The organism is Kutzneria buriramensis, from assembly GCF_003387475.1.
Lineage (GTDB): Bacteria > Actinomycetota > Actinomycetes > Mycobacteriales > Pseudonocardiaceae > Kutzneria > Kutzneria buriramensis.
Genome location: NZ_QUNO01000009.1, coordinates 326,804 through 345,142 on the forward strand (window position 1 = coordinate 326,804; position 18,339 = coordinate 345,142).

Below are 18,339 nucleotides of genomic sequence, written 5' to 3' on the forward strand. Positions count from 1 at the left end.
GGATGCTGATCTGCGAGGACCAGGCGCTGGTGCGCGCCGGCTACGTGACGATCTTCAACGCCCAGCCGGACATGGCAGTCGTCGGCGAGGCGGCGGACGGCGAGGAGGCGGTCGCCAAGGCCCGCGAGCTGCGGCCGGACGTCGTCGTGATGGACATCCGAATGCCGCGGCTGGACGGCATCGAGGCCACCCGCCAGTTGGCCGGCCCCGCGGCGTCGGACCCGATGAAGATCCTCGTCGTCACCACGTTCAACGTCGACCAGTACGTCTACGAGGCGCTGAAGGCCGGCGCGAGCGGCTTCCTGCTCAAGGACGCCCCGCCGCCGGAACTGGTCGACGGTGTGCGGACGGTCGCGCGCGGCGAATCCCTGCTGTCGCCGGCCGTCACGCGCGCCCTGATCGGCCGGTTCGCCGACCGGATCCGGCCGGCGGCCGAGCCGGTCACCGCGCTGACCGCCCGCGAGCGGGAGGTGGCCGTGCTCATCGCCGAGGGCCTGTCCAACGCCGAGATCGCCGAGCGGCTGGTGATCGGCGCGGAGACCGTGAAGACCTACGTCTCACGCATCCTGACCAAGCTGGATCTCCGCGACCGGGTGCAGATCGTGGTGCTGGCCTACCGCTCCGGCCTGGTCAGCGTGTAGCTCTCGCGGGGGACGCCGGATTGTCCCCGCCAAGGGGACGATCTCGATCACGCGTCGGCAATACCGTTGGCGCATGGCGGAAAAACCCGTGTCGGCCTGGATCCGACTGCCCGTGATGTTCGTGCTGCTGCTGATCGCCGACATCGTCGCCGAGGCGATCATCTCGACCGTCGACGACGTGCCGATCGTGGGCCTGGTGGTCGGCCTGGTCATCGGCTGCCTCGTGCTGCTGGTGTACGTCGGCCTCGTGCGCTGGTTGGAGCACCGGCGCACCCCGGCCGAGCTCGCCCTCGCCGACGCGTTGCCCGGGCTGGGCAAGGGAGTGCTGCTGGGGTTCGGCCTGTTCGTAGCCACGCTCGCCGTGATCGCGCTGTTCGGCGGCTACCACGTGCTCGGCTACGGCTCGGTCTTCGGCATGCTCAACGCACTCGGCCTGATGTGGACCGTCGCCGTCGGCGAGGAACTGGTGTTCCGCGGCGCGCTGTACCGGATCCTGGAGGAGAAGACCGGCACCTACTGGGCGATCGTGATCTCCGGCCTCGTGTTCGGCGGCGTGCACGTGGTCAACCCGCACGGCACCGTCATCGGCGCGCTGGCCATCGCCATCGAGGCCGGCCTGCTGACCGGCGCCGCCTACGCCGCGACCCGCTCGCTGTGGCTGGTCATCGGCTTCCACATGGCGTGGAACCTGGCGGAGGGCGGCATCTTCGGCACCTCCGTCTCCGGTTCCGGCGCGGGCCCGGCGGTCGGCCTGCTCCGCGCCGCCACCACCGGACCGGAGCTGCTCACCGGCGGCCAGTTCGGCCCCGAGGCGAGCATCGTCGCCGTCATCGTCTGCGGCGTGCCGGCGATCCTGTTCCTGCGACTCGCCAAGCGCCGCGGGCGCTTGATCAGCCGACGCCAGCCCGTAGCCTCTTAGGACATGGGAATCGTGCCGGTCCGCGCCAGCCGCACCCTGCCCGGCGAGGGCTACCACACCCGGCCGTGGGCCGGCGGATTCGTGGCCGTCGACCGGGACGGCCACGCCACCGTCCTCGACGGCGAGCTCGGCATCGTCGACGAGCTGGATGTCGGTCCCACCAACGACCTCAGCCGCGACGGCGCCACCTGGGCCTGGCACGCCGACGGCGCGCTGTCGGTGGGCGATCCGCGCGGCGAGCACGCCAGCACGCCCTTGCCGGACATCGACCACTGCGCCTGGTCCGGCGACACCCTCTGGGTGGTGCACCGGTCCCCGGCGGAATTCACCGTCGAGCTGCGGGATCGGGGCAACCGGATGCTGCGGAGCACGAGCTTCCCCGACCCGCTGGAAGGCGCGAGCGCCCTGCTGGAGCCGCATCCCAGCGACCACCGGATGGTGCTCTGGTTCGCCGACGGCGGCGTCAGCGACCCGGTCAGCTGGCTGTTCGACGACGACCTCACGCGGGTCGAGCTGCCCACCGAGTACGAGGCCGGGCCGCCGGTGTTCGGCGGCGACTGGTTCGTCTACGGAAACGAGGAGGCCCTGGTCAAGGTGGCCTGGCCGCACGGCGAGGAGCTGCGTCGGCTGGCCTGGCGGGCGATCGAGCCGGACGAGGACGTCGACGACAGCCTGGACCTGGACGTGCTCCTGCTGCCCGACCACCACGTCCTCTGGCACACCTCCAACGGCCTCACCCACGTGGTGGACCTCGGCGACATGTCCTGGCGCAGCGTCGCCGTCGACGGCCATCCCGCCGGCCCGACCAGCGACTTCTTCCCCAGCCTGGCCGGCGACTCCACCCCGTACACCGACTTCGGGTCGGCGGTGCGCGGCCCGCACGGCCTGCTCGCCACCTATGGCCGCCGCGAGCTGGTGCTCACCGACCCGCTGGACTGGATTCGCTGAGGAAGTCCAGGATCGCGGCGCCGAACTCCGGGTTCGTCCAGGCGCCCCAGTGGTCGCCGGCGAGGCTCAGGTAACGGCCGTTGGGCAGCGCCTCGGCCAGCTTGTCGGCCGAGGCCCGCTCCCGGTCGTCCGCACCGAAGATCACCAGCGTGGGGACGTCGATCGCGGCCAGGTCCTCGATCGGCGTGGCCACGTGCGTGTCCGGGACGTTGCGCAGGGCCAGCGGGTCGCCGCCGAGCTGCTCGAGCCAGTACGCCGTCCGCCGCTGGCCGCCGTCGAGTTCGCCGCCCTCGGCGATCGCGGTCAGCGTGGCCCGGATGCCGCCGGTCCGGCCGGTCGCCGCGTCCAGCGCGTCAAGGCCCTGACCTGCGATGATGGCCCGCCGAGGCCGAGCGCCGCGGACCAGCATCCGCAGCACCACGCGGCCGCCCAGCGAGTAGCCGCCGAGGTCGTAGTCGTCCAGGCCCAGGTGCTCGATCAGGGCCAGGCCGTCCTCGGCGAGCACGTCCGGCGGATAGCACGCCGGATCGTGCGGGCGGGCGCTGTCACCGTGACCGCGCAGGTCGGGCAGGATCACCCGGTAGCCGCGCTCGGCGATCGCCCTCGCCGGGCCCTGGTCGATCCACTGCGATCCCAGGCCCATCACGCCGTGGAGCAGCACCACGGGTCGCCCCTCCCCCAGTTCCCGGTACGCCAGTTCGAGGCCGTCCCGGCCGTGAAATCGTTGCATTGGGCGGATTCTGGCACGAAGGCGCCGGCGGCGCGCGGGGGTTTTCGCGCCGCCGGCCGGCTTGTCACTTGCCGTGCGGGTCGGAGTGGTTGAGCGCCGCCACGACCTGGTCGTAGTCGCCCCGGGCCTCGCCGTAGCGGAGGAACTTCACCCGCTCGACCTGGATCTCCTTGGCGTCCGGCTGCGTCTCGATCAGCGTCATGACCTCGTCGACGAACTCCTCCAGCGGCATCGCGTGCTCGTTGGTCTCCTGCCCCGGCATCAGCGGCGTCCGCACCGACGGCGGCACCAGCTCCACCACCTTCACCGACGTGTCGGCGAGCTGGAGGCGCAGCGACTCGCTGAGCATGTGGATCGCCGCCTTGGACGCGTTGTAGCTGGGCGTGACCTTCAGCGGCGTGAACGCCAGGCCCGAGGAGACGGTGACGATGGTGGCGTCCGGGCGGGTCTGGAGGTGCTCGACGAACGCCGCGATCAGGCGGATCGGGCCGAGCAGGTTGGTGGTGACCACGGCCTCGGCGGAGGCGAGGAAGCCCTCCGGGCGGTGCCAGTCCTCGGCGGTCATGATGCCGGCCATCGTCAGCAGCACGTTCAGCTCGGGGTGCCGGGCCAGCACCTCCTTGGCCGCCGTCTCGATGCTGCCGGGGTCGGCGGTGTCGATCGGGACGGTGTCGATCTCCGGGTGGTCGGCGGCGATCCGCTCCAGCACGGCGACGCGGCGCCCGCCGACGATGACCTTGTTGCCGCGCTCCGTCAGGGCCAGCGCCAGGGCGAGGCCGATGCCGCTGGTCCCGCCGGGGATGAAGACGGTGTTTCCGGTGATGTCCATGGCACAGAGCCTGGCCGGTCTTCCGGGACGTGTGCAGAGAGCACTCATCGGGGGATCGGCGATCCCTGGCTGGCGTCGCAGCCGGGTCGGATACTTCAACGTATGGATCGAGCCGCACTCGCCGCCTTCCTGCGCACCCGACGCGAGGCCCTGCAACCCGAGGACATCGGGCTGCCGGCCGGCGCCCGGCGGCGCACGCGGGGGCTGCGCCGGGAGGAGGTCGCCACTCTCGCGGCGATGTCCACCGACTACTACACGCGGCTGGAGCAGGAGCGGGGGCCGCAGCCCAGCGAGCAGATGCTGGCGTCGCTGGCCCGGGCGCTGCGGCTGTCCACCGACGAGCGGGACTACCTGTTCCGGGTCGCCGGCCGCAACGCGCCGTCGTCGGTCTCCGCCGCCCCGCACGTCGCCCCGGCGCTGCTGCGCGTGCTGGACCGGCTCGACGACACCCCCGCGTTGATCATCTCCGACCTCGCCGAGACGCTGGTCCAGAACCGCATGGCCAAGGCCCTGTTCGGCGATCTCACCAGGTACACCGGGCACGCCCGCAGCGAGATCTACCGCTGGTTCACCGACCCCGAGCAGCGCGTCGTGTACCCCGAGGACTACCGGCCGCACCACAGCCGCGCGCTGGTCGCCAACCTGCGCGTCGTCTACGGGCAGCTGGGGCCGAAGTCCCGGGCCGGCGAGCTGGTCGCCGTGCTGTGCAAGCTCAGCGCCGAGTTCGCCGAGCTGTGGGAACGGCAGGAGGTCGCCAAGCGGTTCGCCGACCACAAGACGCTGCTGCACCCCGAGCTGGGTCCGATCGAGGTCGACTGCCAGGTCCTGTTCACCGAGGACCAGTCCCAGGCGCTGCTCGTGCTGACCGCTCCCCCGCGCAGCGAGGGGCACGAGAAGCTCCAGCTGCTGAACGTGCTGGGCAACGAGCGGTTCCCCGTCACCAGTTGATCGTCGCGCGCACCGGCCGGTGGTCGGACAGGCCGTCCGCCTCGAGCACCCTCGCCTCGGTGGCGGTGACGCCGTTGGTGATCACGTGGTCGATGGTCTGGTCGTGCCGGGTCGTGGCTCCCCACGGCAGCTCGGCCAGCTCGTAGCCCGGCCCGAGGTCACGCAGCACGGTGGCGCCGTCGGCGTTGAAGTCGCCGAGCAGCACCGCCGGCTCGTACTCCCGGAGCAAGGCCAGCTGCGTAGGGCGCTTGGTGTCGCCCCAGCTCACGTGGGTGGCGACGATCGTGTGGCCCTGCACCTCGACCGCCAGCGCGCCCTTGCCGGCGTCGTTGGGGAACGGATCCCAGTCGATCTCCTCGCTCGGGCCGTTCACCAGCAGCACCAGGTATTCGCGCGAGTCGTAGAGCGGCGACGGCACCCGCCGCGCGCTGGGCGTTCGCGGATAGCGCATGGCGTGCACCGTCCGGTTCGGGATGACCTTCAGCGCCCAGAGCAGGTCGCCGCTGACCTCTTGCAGCGCGACGACCTGCTCCTCCAGCTCCGCCACCCGGTCGGCGACGGCCTTGATCCGCTTCGACTCGTCCGGCCACTGGCCGACGACGTCCTCGGCCCAGTTGTCGGCGTGGACGCGGTGCAGCACGTTCCAGGTGGCCACGGTGATCACAGGCCGCGATGTTAGTGGGCGGCGTCCTGCACGATCAGGGCCGCGTCGAGCGGCAGCAGGAATCCGTCCAGCGTGTCCTTCGCCGCGGCCTTCGTCACAGCGGCCGGGTAGTCGCCGTGCGTGGGGTACAGCTGCTGGAGCTGTTGGGCGGTGAACGGCGTCGTCGTGCCCCACAGCGCGCAGAACGGGCTGCTGCCGGTGTTTCCGGTACCGGTGAGGGTCGACGCCGGCGCTTGCAGGGCCGGCGTGCGGATACCGCCCAGCGCGTTGCCGTACTGGTCACGCAGCATGGCCGGCGGGTCGCCGGCGATGGCGATCCGGTCGGCCTTCGGCGGCGCGATGCCGTAGCGGACCCAGGCGTCGAGACGGGCCAGCGCCGAGTTCATCAGGTACCGCTCCTGGCCGTCGTTCGCCGGGAGCGCGCACTGCGGGAACGGGGCGTCCGGGAGGAACCGCTTGATCTCGATCTCCCCCAGCTGCTGCTGGTGCGCGTCCAGGTGCGAGGTACCGGGGATCTCCCACAGCCGGAACTCCGGATTGTCCGGCTGGGTCGCCGGGAAGTAGTCCACGGGCGCCAGCACGTCGGTCTCGGTCTGCACGGTCAGCACCGGCACGTCCAGGTCGGTCCGGGTCCAGGTCGACAGCCCCGGCTGATCCGCCTGCGGCGCCTGGGAGATCGGCGCGACGACCGCGCGCCGGCTGTGCACCAGGAAGCCGTCGTAGAGGTGCTGTCGGGGCTGGATCGCGTTGGCGTAGGTGACCATTCGCAGGGACGACTGGGATTCACCGTCCGCGATCAGGGCTTTCGGCTTGAGGCCGCCCAGCGGATCGACACCGCCGGGATGCTTCAGCGCCTCCGCCGCCTGCGAGAAGATGTCGTACGAGAAGGTGTCGCCCGGGTGGCTCAGCGTGCCGTAGCGGGCCGGGTCGATGTGCTGGAGCGCCGTGACGCCGACCGCCTGCGCCGAGATGCCCACCCAGGCGTAGCCGGCACGGAGCAGTTCCGCGTTGTAGTACTGGAAATCCGGATCGACGTCGATGCCAGCGGTGACGTTGAGCCATTCCACGACCACCGTGCCGTTGAACCTGTGTGGATCGGTCGGTCGCCGCACCAGCATTCGGGTCTCGTACGGGGCCTGCTCCGCCGGCGTCACGTCCCAGCGGCCGTCATCCGTCCACGTGCCCTGTTGGACGTAACCCGTCGCCGTGCCGCCGAAGAAGAACTCCTGCTCCGTGTAGCCCGGCATCGGCACCGGCGACGAGGTGAACGGGATGCCGAAGTGGCCGCCCGTCACCGGCCCGATCACCTGCGGCGACGGCGTTTCCGCGCTCGCTGCCGGGGCCAGCGTGACCACCAGCGCCGCGGCAAGGACTGCTCCCAGTTTGCGCACGGGCCCCAGTGCTACTCCGCTTTCCCCGTCGCCTCAACGCAATTTCGGGTCGAGCTGCACCGGGTATCCGGCCTTGAGCACCGTGACCGTCGACGGCGGCGTGATCACCGTTGCCGTGCCCTGTTTCGGTGCCTTGGTGCGGTTCTGGTACCCCTGTCTGGTCCACAGCACCAGCTCGTCACCCAGAACGAGCATCGGATTCCCGTCCTTGTGGACGAAAGTTCCCGTCGGCAGGTCGTTCCAGCGCATCCGGTGGTGCCGCCTGGTGTGCGTGCCGCGGATGATCCGCTCCCCGTGCAGCTGGTGGTTCATCTCCTTGGCCGACGGTCTGTTTCCGGCCGCTTCCGCCCAGGCGTCCCGATATGCCGTGTAACTCCCGTGTCGGCATTCCCCGCACGGCCGGTGGCCCGCCGCGAACGACACCGCCTCGTCGTGGAAGTACAGGTGCGTCCACCGGTTCGGCAGCCACTGTTCCCGCCACCGGCCCCGGAACTCCAACGCGCACGTGATCCACAGGTCGCTCGCGTGGAACCGGACGATCTCCCGCCCGGCGTGGATGATCCCGCGGTTGCCCGTCCACGCCCCGCGCAACGGGAACGCCTCGATCTCCCCCGTCGGCGTGACCCGATTCCGTTCCGTCACCGCGGTTCCTCCCTGTGACCGGCCGACTCCCACCGTAACAACGTTTCGTGACCGTTTCGGTCGTTCGGACAGTGATGGCGCGAATCCGCGACACTCGCCGCCCCGACCCCGTATCCGCACGTCATGCTGGGTGCATGGAGGCAGGTCGGGGCGTGGTCGAGGCGGCGTTCGCGGTGCTGGACGAGGTGCGGGAGCAGGAGCCGGCGCGGCTGCTGGACCTGGCCGCCGCCACCGGCATCCCGCGACCGACCGTGCATCGCCTGCTGGGCCAGCTGGTCGCCGTCGGCGCGGTTCGGCGCGACGGCAGCCGGTACCGGCTGGGCGCCGGCCTGCTCAATTTCACCGCCGGCGGCCGGGTCGAGCGGCAGCTGCGCACTGCCGCCGCGCGGCCGGTCGCGGAGCTGGCGGCCCGCACGGGCGCAGGGGTCACGTTGACGATCAGGATCGGCGGCGACGCCGTGTGCCTGGACATGATCGACGCCCAGCGGCCGCTCGGCGTCAGCGCGGAGCCCGGCGAGTCCCTTCCCGACGGCACCGCGCAGGCCCGGGCGCTGATGCACGGCCGGCCATGTATCGACGCGGGCGGCGTGCTGCGGGGTTTGTCGTGCGTGGCGGTGCCGATCCGACTGAGCGGCGGTGCGACCGCAGCGATCACGACCCTGGTTCACGGCTCCCAGCCGTCGCCCGCACTGGTTGACGCCACCCGGGCCACCGCGGCTCGGATCACCGGGCGGATGGCCGCAGGGCAATAGTCCACTGACCGGAATTCGCCTGGCCGCCCGCCGAACCCGGTCCTAGCCTCCGGTCATGGCGTCATTCGATGTGATTTTCGTGGGGGCCGGGCACAATGCGCTGGTCGCGGCCGCCTACCTGGCCAGGGCCGGGCGCAGCGTGTGCCTGCTGGAGCAGGGCGACCGGCCCGGTGGCGCGGTGCGCAGCGAGGAGCTCACGCTGCCCGGGTTCGTGCACGACACGTACTCCGCGCTGCACCCCATCTTCGCCGGCGGCCCCGCGTTCGCCGAGCTGCGCGACGACCTCGGCCGACACGGTCTTCAGTACGTCCAAAGTGGAGTAAGCAGCGGATCGTCCCTTCCGGACGGTCGAAGCGCGGTCATCGCCACCGATCCGTCGGAGCTTCAGGCCGAGTTGGACCGGCTGGGCGAGGGCCTGGGCTGGTCGGGGCTGCTCGGCGACCTGACGCCGCACCTTGAGTCGCTGATGCCGCTGCTGGGCATGGACCTGACGTCGCCGGCGGCCGCGCCGCTGCTCCAGGGCCTGGACCGCGACCGGACGTCCGCGCTGCCCTTCGCCTCGCTGCTGACCGGCAGCGGCCATGAGCTCGTGCTGGAACGCTTTCGTACGGAGGAAATGCGGACGGCGCTGCTTCCGTGGCTGCTGCACGTCGGCATCGGGCCGCAGGACGCGATCGGCGCGCTGTGGGTGGCGCTGTTCGGGCTCATCCTGCCCGGCGGCAACCCGCAACCCGTCGGCGGCAGCGGCAAACTCGCCGAGACCCTGGCCGCCTTGGTCGCCGAGCACGGCGGCGAGATCCGCACGGGCGTCCGTGTCGACGCCGTTCTCACCGCTGACGGCCGGGCCGTCGGCGTACGGACCGCTGACGGCGAGGTTGTCACCGCCACGACGGCCGTGATCGCCAGTACCACCCCCGGCGACCTCTACGGCAACCTCCTCCGCGACGCGCCCGAGGTCAGCGGCGCCGTCCGCGCGCAGGCCGCCCGCTACCAGTTCCGGCGCGGCTGCTTCCAGCTCAACCTCGCGCTGTCGGCCCGCCCGCGGTTCGCCGATTCGCGCCTTGACCAGGGCGGTTGCCACAACCTCGGCCGCGGTGTCGACGCGCTGCTCCGGTCCGTGCACCAGGCCGAGGCCGGCTACTTGCCCGAGCATCCGACGCTCTCCTGGCATGAGCCCACCGCCGTCGACCCGGGCCGCGCCCCCGCCGGCCATGCCGTCGTACGCATCCAGGTCCTGGATGTCCCCCTGGCACCTCTGGGCGATGCCGCCGACGCCATCACCGCCGACGGCACCTGGACCTCGTCGGTCGCCGAGGCCTTCGCCGACCGTGTCGTCGCCGAGGCCGCCGGGCACCTCAAGGGCCTGGACGACCTCGTGCTGGCGCGGCACATCCTCACCCCCGCCGACCTCGCCCGGCGCAACCCCAACCTCGGCCCCGGCGATCACGCCTCCGGGCACAACGCGCTGTCGCAGGGCTTCACACAGCGACCGATTCCCGCCCACGGCGGCGGCTACGCCACCACCGTGCCGGGCCTCTACCTGATCGGCGCCGCCACCTGGCCCGGCCCCGGCGTCAGCGGCTCCTCCGGCCGCGCGGTCGCGCAGGCCCTGCTGTCCTGACGGCCGTGTCCGAAAAAATCTTGGCGGGGTGGTGAACCACGGGACCGGTGACGCTCGTGTGTGGGGGCGTACCGATTGGAGGATCCCGTGACCACCATCCAGAACCGTACGGTCCAGGCACCGCGGACGACGGACCGGCGCCACATCGCGCGGCTCGCGCTGTTGCTGGGGCTCGGCGTGAACGTGCTCATCGTCGCCGCGCTGGTGGTGGTCACGGGCACGTCGCCAAACCCGCTGATCACGCTGGGAAGGGTCGCGGGTTTGGTGGCGGGCCTGCTGATGGCCTGCCAGTTCCTGCTCATCGCGCGCCTGCCGTGGCTGGACGAGCGGTTGGGCATGGACCGGCTGACCGCCTACCACCGGTGGACCGGCATGAGTCTGATGTGGGCACTGCTGGCGCACGTGGTGCTGATCGTGGCCGGTTACGCCGAACACGACGCCCATGACGTGATCTCCGAGGTTTTCGTGCTCTCGGACAACTTCACCGGCGTGTTCCTGGCGATCATCGCCTTCCTGCTGGTGGTCGTGGTCGGCGCGACGTCGGCGAAGGTGGCGCGCAAGCGGTTGCCGTACGAGACGTGGCACGCGATCCACCTGCTGACGTACGCGATCGTCGGCCTGGCGTTCACGCACCAGTTCATCTCCGGCACGACACTCGCGTCCACCGGCGGCCGCATCTACTGGATCCTGTTGTGGGGCACGGCGATCGGCGTGCTGATCACCGGCCGGCTGATCCGCCCGCTGCTGCGCAACCGCCGCTACCAGCTGCGCGTCGCCGGCGTGGTGGCGGAGTCGCCGAACGTCGCATCCGTCTACATCTCCGGCCGCAACCTGCACGAACTTCCGGCTCGAGCGGGCCAGTTCTTCGTGTGGCGCTTCCTCGCCAAGGGAATGTGGCACCGTGCCAACCCGTTCTCGCTGTCGGCCGCGCCGGACGGCCGGTACCTGCGGCTGACCGCCAAGGCCGTCGGCACCGCCAGCGCCGCGCTGCGCGACCTCAAGCCCGGCACCCGCGTCTACGCCGAGGGCCCGTACGGCGCTTTTACCACCGCCAACCAGGTCCACCCGCACGCCCTGCTCATCGCCGGCGGCGTCGGCGTCACCCCGATCCGCGCCCTGCTGGAGGAGATCCGCGGCCACGTCGTGGTGCTGTACCGGGTCCGTGACGAGCGGGATGCCGTGCTGCTCAACGAGATCCGCAACCTTGCCCCGGTCGTTCGGGTCCTCAGTGGACCTTCCAATGGCCAGTTCAGCCCGGAGGCCCTGCGCTACATGGTGCCCGACGTCTGGGCCCGGGACGTGTTCGTCTGCGGCCCCGCCGCCATGACCAACGCGGTGCTGTCCAGCATGCGGGCCCTGAAGGTGCCGGACCGCCAGGTCCACGCCGAGAAGTTCAGCCTCGGCGGCTGAGTTCCCAGGCGGCGCGCCACACGGTCCCCCGGCGCTCGTGCGCGATCATCCGCTCGGTCTCGAGGGCGACCTCGGGGCCGAGTTCGCGTTCCAGCAGGTACAGCGCGAGGTCGATGCCGCACGTCACGGACGACGAGCTGACGAGATCGCCGTCATCGACGACGCGGGTACCGACCACCTGAACCCCGTTGGCCGCCAACGCATCCAGCCCGAGCCGGTGCGTGGTCGCGTGACGGCCCTCGATCAGGCCGGCCATGCCGAGGATCATCGAACCGCCGCAGACGGTGGCGACAGTGCATTCCGGCCGGGACATGGCCTCGGCCAGCAGCGCGGGCAACGGAGTGCTCAGCGTGGCGGCGAGAATCGTCGGGATGCCGTCGGGCAGCGGCCCCAAAGCCCCTGGCACCACAACGATGTCGGCACTAGTCGGGTCCAACCGGGACACTGCCCGCAGCGACAGCAGACCGTTGCCGCTGGGCACGTCACGAGGCCCTTCGGCGGACACGAGCTCGGCTGTCATGGCAGTGCCGAGAATCTCGTACGGGGCGACGACATCGAGCGGGTCGAAGCCGTCGAACAGCACAACCTGCACCAGCATCGGCGGAGGTCCCTTCAGGCGACGAAAAAGTAGGTGCGGCGAACGCTATTCGCGTCCGCCGCACCCCAGAAGGATCCGCCTCGCCAATACCCGACGGGTTTCAGCCAGCGACGGCGCCCACCCGGCGCAGCACCTCGTCGGCGCCCAGGGTCCGCGCCACCGCGAACAGATCGGGGCTGCGGGTGGAGCCGGTCAGCGCCACCCGGATGATCTGCGACGCCTCGCGGATCGAGCCGGGGTAGGCGTCCGGGTTCTTCTTGTACTCCTTGGCGTTCGGCGCGAAGCCGTGCTTGGTGGCCAGGTCGCGGATCTGCCCGAACCACTCCTGCCCGTCGTCCAGGTGCTGGTAGCCGGCCACGAAGTCGGCGGCGAAGGCGCGGATCAGGGCCGGGTCGACGCCCTGGATGCGCTCGTCGTCGGCGGTGACGAGGGTGAACAGCTCCGGGAAGAAGAAGCCGTAGGCGGTGCGGAAATCCGACCACTTGCGCAGGTCCTTGCGCGGGTTCTCGACGCCCTCGCGCTCCACCGCCAGCGCCGCCAGCGCCAGCTCCGGGTTGGCGTCGATGACCGGCACCAGGTCGGCGTCGTGGTCGGCGGCCCACACCCGCACCGCGGCGAGGATCTCGGGGCCGCTCAGCGTGGCGATGTGGTCGGCGCTGATGTCGTCCAGCTTGACCAGGTCGACCAGCGGGCCGGCGACGCCGAACTCGGCCAGCTCGATCGGCGCCTCCAGCGCCTCGGCCAGCGGCAGCTCGGCCAGCCGCCCGTTGGCCAGGCCGCGCAGGTAGTACAGCATCGCGGCGGCCGGATAGCCCTCGGCGACGTAGAAGTCGACGGAGGCCTCCGGGTCCTTGCGCTTGGACAGCTTGCGCTTGCCGCCGGAGATCTGCTTCATCAGCGGCGCGATGTGCGCGTAGGTCGGCTGCTCGAAGCCGAGCGCCGCGAACAGCTGGAGGTGGGTGGGCACCGAGGAGATCCACTCCTCGGCCCGGATCACCAGGTTGACCCGCATCAGGTGGTCGTCGACCGCGTGCGCGAAGTGGTAGGTGGGCAGCCGCACGGCATTGGCCGACGACTTGACGATGACCACGTCGTTGCGGTTGTCCTCGTGCTCCAGCCGGCCGCGGATGGCGTCGGTGAACACGGCCCGGCCGTTGACCTCGCCCGGCGAGCGGAACCGGATCACGTAGGGCGCGCCCTCGTCCAGCTTGGCCTGCACGTCCGCGTCGTCCCGGTCGCGCCAGATCGCCCAGCCGCCGTAGTAGCCGGGCGGGATCTTGCTGGCGTCCTGCCGGCGGCGGATGTCGGCCAGCTCGTCCTCGGTGGCGAAGCACAGGTACGCCTTGCCCTCGCGCAGCAGCTCCCGCGCGTAGGTCAGGTAGATCGCCTCGCGCTCCGACTGCTTGTACGGCCCGTAGTCGCCGACGCCGTCGAACTCGTCGGCCGGCAGCCCGAAGTAGTCGAAGGCCCGCTGGAACTGGTCGACCGCGCCCGCCAGCTCGCGGGCCTGGTCCGTGTCCTCGATGCGCAGCAGGTAGCGGCCGCCGGTGCGGTGCGCGATGTCCCGGTTGATCATCGCCACGTACAGCGCGCCGATGTGCAGCCAACCCGTCGGCGAGGGCCCGATCCGCGTGACCAGGGCGCCCGCGGGCAGCTGCCGCTCGGGGTAGCGTTGCTCCAGTTCCGCCGGTTCGGGCAGGTCGGCGGGGAACAACGCGTCGATGACGGCACGGTCAAGCATCGGGTCTCGGTCTCCAGCGCACGGGTCGGCAGTTTCCGCCCAGGCTAGCAGCGCCGGTCGCCCGCTTTTCCGCAGATGGGGGGACGGCTGTGACGTGGGAGGAGGGGGTCGGCGGGGTGCTTCGACTGCCGTCCGGACGGCTCGTCCGCGGCCGTGGCCTGCGCAATCCGCTGCCGCCGGGACCGGAGCCCCGGTTCGGCCTCTACCTGCGGGGTTCCGACCCCGGCACGATGCCGTGGGACAGCCGATGGATCCGCTGGCCCGACTTCTGGCTGCCGACCGACCGTTCCGGCTTCCGGCAGGCCGCTGCCGAGGCGTTGGAGCGGGCGTCGCGTGAGCGGGTGGAGATCGCCTGCGGCGGCGGCTTCGGCCGTACCGGCACGGCCCTGGCGTGCCTCGCCGTGCTGGACGGCGTGCCCGGCGACCAGGCCGTCTCGTACGTCCGCGAGGGGTATCACCGTCGGGCGGTGGAGACGCCGTGGCAACGGCGCTTCGTGGTTCGGTTCGCGGCGTCCACTTAGGACGGTTTGGCCTCCTCCTCGTCCGGCAGGCCGCGGGCGAGCATCGTCAGCGAGGAGAGCAGACCGGTGTCGTGCATGTTCACCAGCTGCCAGGACCGGGCGATGCCGATCGCGAACTCGCCGATGATCACGTAGTCCAGGATCGGGAGGGCGTCGGTGTCGCCGGCCAGGAGGCGAACGCCCGCCCAGAACTGGAAGCCGGCCACCCCGAGCAGCACCGCGACCAGGCTCAACGCCGACCAGTGGCCGTTGCCGCGCAGCGCCGCGGTCACCACGACGCGGGCGATCGCCAGCGTGAATATCGCCAGGATGGTGCTCGCGCCGACCGCCCAGCCGCCGACGGACGTGCCCGGCACCAGGAAGGCGAGGGACATCACCAGGGCGTTGGTGAACACGACCAGGGCCGTCGAGGCGCGGGTCTGGTACTCGATGCGCGTCTCCGTCCGCTGGCCGCGCTCGGGGAACACCGACACGGCGACGAACAGCAGGCCGATCAGCGCACCACTGGCGCCGGCCGCGGCGATGGCGAAGTCGTGGAAGTCCTCGGGCACGGTGCGGAAGGATACGGGGAGCGGGTCGGGAGCCTAGCCACCGATCGCGTCGAGCTCGGCGACGACCTCGGCGGGCAGCGACAGCTCGGCCACCGCGAGGTTCTCGTTCAGGTGAGCCACCGACGACGTGCCGGGGATCAAGGCGATCGACGGCGAGCGCTGGAGCAGCCAGGCCAGGGCGACCTGCTGCCGGGAAGCGCCGGCGCGGGTGGCGACGGCAGTCAGGGCGTCCGACTGGATCGGGCTGAACCCGCCCAGCGGGAAGAACGGCACGAAGGCGATGTTCTCGCGCTCGCACTGCGCCAGCACCGCCTCGTGACGACGGTCGGCGATGTTGTACAGGTTCTGCACGGTCACCACCGGGGCGATCGACTGGGCCTCGGCCAGCTGCTTGAGCGACACGCCGCTCAGCCCGAGGTGCCGGATCAGGCCCTGGTCGCGGAGCTCGGCCAGCGCGGCGAACTGGTCCGACAGCGGCTCGTCGTCGGACTCGTCGTGGCCGGCGACCCGCAGGTTCACCACATCCAGCACGTCCAGGCCCAGATTGCGCAGGTTGTCGTACACCTGCGCCTTCACGTCGGCCGGATGCAGCGACGGTACCCACGCGCCGTCGGCCGAACGGCGAGCGCCGACCTTCGTGACGATGTGCAGCTTCTCCGGGTACGGGTGCAGCGCCTCCCGGATCAGCTCGTTCGTGACGGCGGGACCGTAGAAGTCGGCGGTGTCGATGTGCGTGACGCCGGCGGCCACGGCCGCCTGCAACACCGCGACGGCCGCGTCATGGTCCTTCGGCGGCCCGAACACGTGCGGCCCCGCCAGTTGCATCGCGCCGTAGCCGATCCGGGTGAGGGTCGGCCCCTCGACCGGGGTGATGGTTCCGCCGAGATTCGCGGGCATCTCGTACCTCTCGTTCGTGTCGGCCGCACCCTGCGGCCTCCACGTGACAGCCTGCGGCCGCGGCCCGCACGATGGATTCGCCCCGCCTTTCCTGGGAGTGGCAGGGCTAGCCTCAGCCCAACCGGCCGTCCTCGATGCGTAGGACGCGGTCGGCCAGGTCGAGGGCACGTTCGTCATGGGTGCACACCAGAACGGCGGCGTTGCGCTCGTGGGCGTGCCGGGCGAGCAGTTCCATCACCGCGCGGCCTCGATGGCGGTCGAGTGCGGCCGTCGGCTCGTCGGCGAGAATCACCGGCGCCTGCGTGTAGAGCGCCGCCGCGACGGCCGCGCGTTGACGTTCGCCGCCGGAGAGTTGGGACGGATAGCGATCGGCCTTGCTGCGCAGGTCAACGGCGTCGAGAAGGTCGGCGGCTCGTTCTCGGTCGGCATCGGTGGTGCGCCGGCCGGCGGTGATGTCCCGCACCAGCAGGTTGTCGCGCACGGTGAGGAACCCGATCAGGGACGACGCCTGGAGGACGTAGGCGGTGTCGCCGGCGGCCTTTCTGTCGACCTTTCCGTCCACGTAGAGCGGCGCCTCGTTGATGTGCACGGTCCCGCCGGTCGGGGTGAGCAGGCCGCCGGCGATGGCCAGCAGCGTGGTCTTTCCCGAGCCGCTCGGGCCCAGCAGCGCGACGAGTTCGCCGGCCGGCAGGTCGAGGTCGACGCCGTGCAGGACTTCGACGTCGCCGTAGCCGTGGCGGATGTCGTTCAGGGTGGCGGTCATGATCAGGCGGTCCTTCCCAGGCTCAGCAACGGATCCACGGTGAACAGGCGGCGGATCGACGCCGCCGCGCCGACCAGCGCGACCGCCAGCAGCAACGCGCCGGCGGCGGCGACCTCGCCGGGCGGCAGCACGAACACCGTCGGCGGCATCACCACGCCCATCGCCACGCCGGCCACCGCGCCGACGAGCACGCCCGCGAGGGCCGTCGCCAGCACCTGCGCCACGTACGCACCGATCAGCAGCCGCCTTGACGCACCCGTCGCCCGCAACACGGCGAGCGGGCCTTCCTTCTGCAGCGTGAGGATCCAGAACACGACACCGATCAGGAGCGCGGCGCCGGCGTAGAGGAAGGCTCGGATCATGCCGATGGTGCCGGTTTCCGCCTGGTAGCCCGGAACCGCGTTGATCGCGGCCGCCTTGGTGACCGGCTCCGTGTCCGGCACGGCCTGCTCGATCGCCGCCAACGCCGCGTCGCTCCGCGTCGTCACGGCGAAGGCGCTCACGCCCTCGGCGTTGCGCAGCCGCTGCCAGTCCGCCAGCGGCAGGTAGGCCACCGCCGCGTGCTGGATGCTGCCCAGATCCGCGAAGCCGGCGATCTTCAGCGCCACGTTTCCCGGCTGCGCTCGCACCGTGTCGCCGGGGTTCAGGCCCTTGCCACGGGCCTGGTTGTCCAGCACTACGCCGTCGCGCTTCGGCCCGAACGGCGCCGTCGGGTCCATCGCCAGCAGCGCCGCCGACACGCTGTTCTGGCCCTCCGTCAGGTCGGCCATGGTGAATCCGATCGGCTGCACGTCCTCGACGCCGTCGACCTTGGCGATCAGCGCTCGGTCACCGGCCGGCAGGCCGCTCCGGGACAGGTCGCTGGCCGCGCCTTTCGCGTACACGATCCCGTCGACCGGCAGCTTCTCCAGGCCGGAGACGTCCGCCGCGCCGAGGCCGACCGTCAGGCCGGTCAGCACGAACACCAGGAAGGCCGTCAGCGCGACCAGGCCCGCGATCAGGCCGAACCTGACCGGCGAGTGCCGCACCTCCCGCCAGGCGAGAAACCGCATCCCACACCTCTTTCCGACACCTTGTCGGCAACTATTCCAACACACCGTCGGGAACCTTCGGGACGCTTCCCGACGTGACGTTGGCAACAACCGCTAGACTGGGTCCCGTGCCGAAGATCAGCGCGCCCACCGTGGCCGAACACCGCGCCCAGCGCCTGCGCGCGCTGCTGGAGGCCGCGCGGGTGCTCGTCGCCGAGGCGGGGCCCGACGCGCTGACCCTCACCGCGCTCGCCGCCCAGGTCGGCCTGTCCCGGCCCAGCCTCTACGAGTACTTCCGGTCCCGCGACGACCTCGTAGCGGCGATGGTCGAGGACGAGCTCCCGCGCTGGATCGCCGAGCTCGAGGCCGAGGTCGCCCGGCACGCCGACCCCGCCGACCGGATCGCCGCCTTCGTCCGGACCCAGCTGCGCATGCTCACCGACGGCCGCCACTCCGCCGCCGTCGTGCTCGCCGGCCACGCCCTCGGGCCCGCCGCCCAGGAGCGGATCATGGCCGAGCACGCCCGCCTGTTCGCCCCGCTCGTCGACGCCCTCGCCGACCTCGACGTCGACCACCCCGAGCTCCGCGCCCGCCTCATCCAGGGCGTCGTCACCGCCGCCAGCCCCATGCTCGGCGCCGACGAGCTCGCCAACCGCCGCATCCTCGACGCCGCCGTCCACCAGGTCCTGCACGGCCTGCGCTAGTCCCGGATCTGCGGGACACCTTCGTCCATTCGGGTCGA

At 71.4% G+C, this 18,339-nt stretch carries 20 protein-coding genes; 9 read left to right on the forward strand and 11 right to left on the reverse strand.

Annotated elements, in window-relative coordinates; translation table 11 throughout:
* The first annotated feature begins 2 nt into the window (after positions 1–2).
* From BCF44_RS27180 to BCF44_RS27190, 3 genes are all read left to right on the forward strand, one after another.
* Entirely contained in the window at positions 3–641 is a 639-nt protein-coding gene (locus BCF44_RS27180; RefSeq protein WP_116177332.1) for a response regulator transcription factor, read from the forward strand.
* Between the two features lie 73 nt (positions 642–714).
* Positions 715–1,560 carry a CPBP family intramembrane glutamic endopeptidase gene (locus tag BCF44_RS27185; protein ID WP_211353247.1) on the forward strand — a complete coding sequence of 282 codons (846 nt, stop codon included), beginning with the start codon at positions 715–717 and terminating at the stop codon, positions 1,558–1,560.
* Between the two features lie 3 nt (positions 1,561–1,563).
* A complete protein-coding gene (locus BCF44_RS27190; RefSeq protein WP_116177216.1) occupies positions 1,564–2,508 on the forward strand; it encodes a hypothetical protein in 945 nt (314 codons plus the stop codon).
* Here the strand turns inward: BCF44_RS27190 and BCF44_RS27195 are convergent.
* On the reverse strand, positions 2,480–3,238 hold the full coding sequence (locus BCF44_RS27195; protein WP_116177217.1) for an alpha/beta fold hydrolase: 759 nt from the start codon (positions 3,236–3,238) through the stop codon (positions 2,480–2,482). The two genes, BCF44_RS27190 and BCF44_RS27195, sit on opposite strands and share 29 nt — an antisense overlap.
* A 64-nt stretch (positions 3,239–3,302) precedes the next feature.
* Positions 3,303–4,067, reverse strand: coding sequence for an SDR family oxidoreductase (locus BCF44_RS27200; RefSeq protein ID WP_116177218.1), 765 nt, complete (start codon positions 4,065–4,067; stop codon positions 3,303–3,305).
* Positions 4,068–4,169: 102 nt separating this feature from the next.
* Between BCF44_RS27200 and BCF44_RS27205 the strand changes: the two genes are divergently transcribed.
* A complete protein-coding gene (locus tag BCF44_RS27205) occupies positions 4,170–5,015 on the forward strand; it encodes a helix-turn-helix transcriptional regulator (protein ID WP_116177219.1) in 846 nt (281 codons plus the stop codon).
* Here BCF44_RS27205 and BCF44_RS27210 read toward each other — a convergent pair.
* Genes BCF44_RS27210 through BCF44_RS27220 form a run of 3 tightly spaced genes read right to left on the reverse strand, consistent with a single transcriptional unit; the run spans position 5,005 to position 7,712 of the window.
* Positions 5,005–5,679 (reverse strand): endonuclease/exonuclease/phosphatase family protein, encoded by a 675-nt coding sequence (locus BCF44_RS27210; RefSeq protein WP_116177220.1) that lies wholly within the window; start codon positions 5,677–5,679, stop codon positions 5,005–5,007. The genes BCF44_RS27205 and BCF44_RS27210 overlap by 11 nt on opposite strands.
* A gap of 11 nt (positions 5,680–5,690) precedes the next feature.
* Complete coding sequence (locus BCF44_RS27215; protein ID WP_211353248.1) at positions 5,691–7,070, reverse strand: alpha/beta hydrolase domain-containing protein; 1,380 nt, start codon at positions 7,068–7,070, stop codon at positions 5,691–5,693.
* 33 nt (positions 7,071–7,103) lie between these two features.
* On the reverse strand, positions 7,104–7,712 hold the full coding sequence (locus tag BCF44_RS27220) for a hypothetical protein (RefSeq protein WP_116177221.1): 609 nt from the start codon (positions 7,710–7,712) through the stop codon (positions 7,104–7,106).
* Positions 7,713–7,846: 134 nt separating this feature from the next.
* On the opposite strand from BCF44_RS27220, the gene BCF44_RS27225 reads away from it, so the two are divergent.
* The 3 genes from BCF44_RS27225 to BCF44_RS27235 all read left to right on the forward strand — a co-directional run bounded on the left by BCF44_RS27225 (position 7,847) and on the right by BCF44_RS27235 (position 11,495).
* A complete protein-coding gene (locus tag BCF44_RS27225; RefSeq protein WP_170217774.1) occupies positions 7,847–8,464 on the forward strand; it encodes an IclR family transcriptional regulator in 618 nt (205 codons plus the stop codon).
* A 55-nt stretch (positions 8,465–8,519) separates the two neighbouring features.
* Entirely contained in the window at positions 8,520–10,085 is a 1,566-nt protein-coding gene (locus BCF44_RS27230; RefSeq protein ID WP_116177223.1) for a phytoene desaturase family protein, read from the forward strand.
* A gap of 87 nt (positions 10,086–10,172) precedes the next feature.
* Positions 10,173–11,495: a ferredoxin reductase family protein gene (locus BCF44_RS27235; RefSeq protein ID WP_246015590.1), complete on the forward strand. Its 1,323-nt coding sequence runs from the start codon at positions 10,173–10,175 to the stop codon at positions 11,493–11,495.
* Here the strand turns inward: BCF44_RS27235 and BCF44_RS27240 are convergent.
* Both BCF44_RS27240 and BCF44_RS27245 read right to left on the reverse strand, forming a co-directional pair.
* Positions 11,479–12,093, reverse strand: a complete 615-nt coding sequence (locus tag BCF44_RS27240; protein ID WP_116177224.1) for a DJ-1/PfpI family protein — start codon at positions 12,091–12,093, stop codon at positions 11,479–11,481. The two genes, BCF44_RS27235 and BCF44_RS27240, sit on opposite strands and share 17 nt — an antisense overlap.
* Positions 12,094–12,193: 100 nt before the next feature.
* Entirely contained in the window at positions 12,194–13,834 is a 1,641-nt protein-coding gene (locus tag BCF44_RS27245) for a glutamate--tRNA ligase (protein WP_116177225.1), read from the reverse strand.
* Positions 13,835–13,923: 89 nt separating this feature from the next.
* Here BCF44_RS27245 and BCF44_RS27250 point away from each other — a divergent pair, with 89 nt between their 5' ends.
* Positions 13,924–14,355 (forward strand): protein-tyrosine phosphatase family protein, encoded by a 432-nt coding sequence (locus BCF44_RS27250; RefSeq protein ID WP_116177226.1) that lies wholly within the window; start codon positions 13,924–13,926, stop codon positions 14,353–14,355.
* Here BCF44_RS27250 and BCF44_RS27255 read toward each other — a convergent pair.
* The 4 genes from BCF44_RS27255 to BCF44_RS27270 all read right to left on the reverse strand — a co-directional run bounded on the left by BCF44_RS27255 (position 14,352) and on the right by BCF44_RS27270 (position 17,618).
* Positions 14,352–14,906 (reverse strand): hypothetical protein, encoded by a 555-nt coding sequence (locus tag BCF44_RS27255; protein WP_116177227.1) that lies wholly within the window; start codon positions 14,904–14,906, stop codon positions 14,352–14,354. The genes BCF44_RS27250 and BCF44_RS27255 overlap by 4 nt on opposite strands.
* Positions 14,907–14,939: 33 nt before the next feature.
* Positions 14,940–15,803 (reverse strand): oxidoreductase, encoded by an 864-nt coding sequence (locus BCF44_RS27260; protein WP_116177228.1) that lies wholly within the window; start codon positions 15,801–15,803, stop codon positions 14,940–14,942.
* A gap of 112 nt (positions 15,804–15,915) precedes the next feature.
* Positions 15,916–16,566 (reverse strand): ABC transporter ATP-binding protein, encoded by a 651-nt coding sequence (locus tag BCF44_RS27265; RefSeq protein ID WP_116177229.1) that lies wholly within the window; start codon positions 16,564–16,566, stop codon positions 15,916–15,918.
* 2 nt (positions 16,567–16,568) lie between these two features.
* The gene (locus BCF44_RS27270; protein ID WP_116177230.1) at positions 16,569–17,618 is read right to left on the reverse strand and encodes an ABC transporter permease; all 1,050 of its coding nucleotides are present in this window, start codon (positions 17,616–17,618) and stop codon (positions 16,569–16,571) included.
* A 107-nt stretch (positions 17,619–17,725) separates the two neighbouring features.
* Between BCF44_RS27270 and BCF44_RS27275 the strand changes: the two genes are divergently transcribed.
* A complete protein-coding gene (locus tag BCF44_RS27275; RefSeq protein ID WP_211353249.1) occupies positions 17,726–18,301 on the forward strand; it encodes a TetR/AcrR family transcriptional regulator in 576 nt (191 codons plus the stop codon).
* Positions 18,302–18,339: the final 38 nt, after the last annotated feature.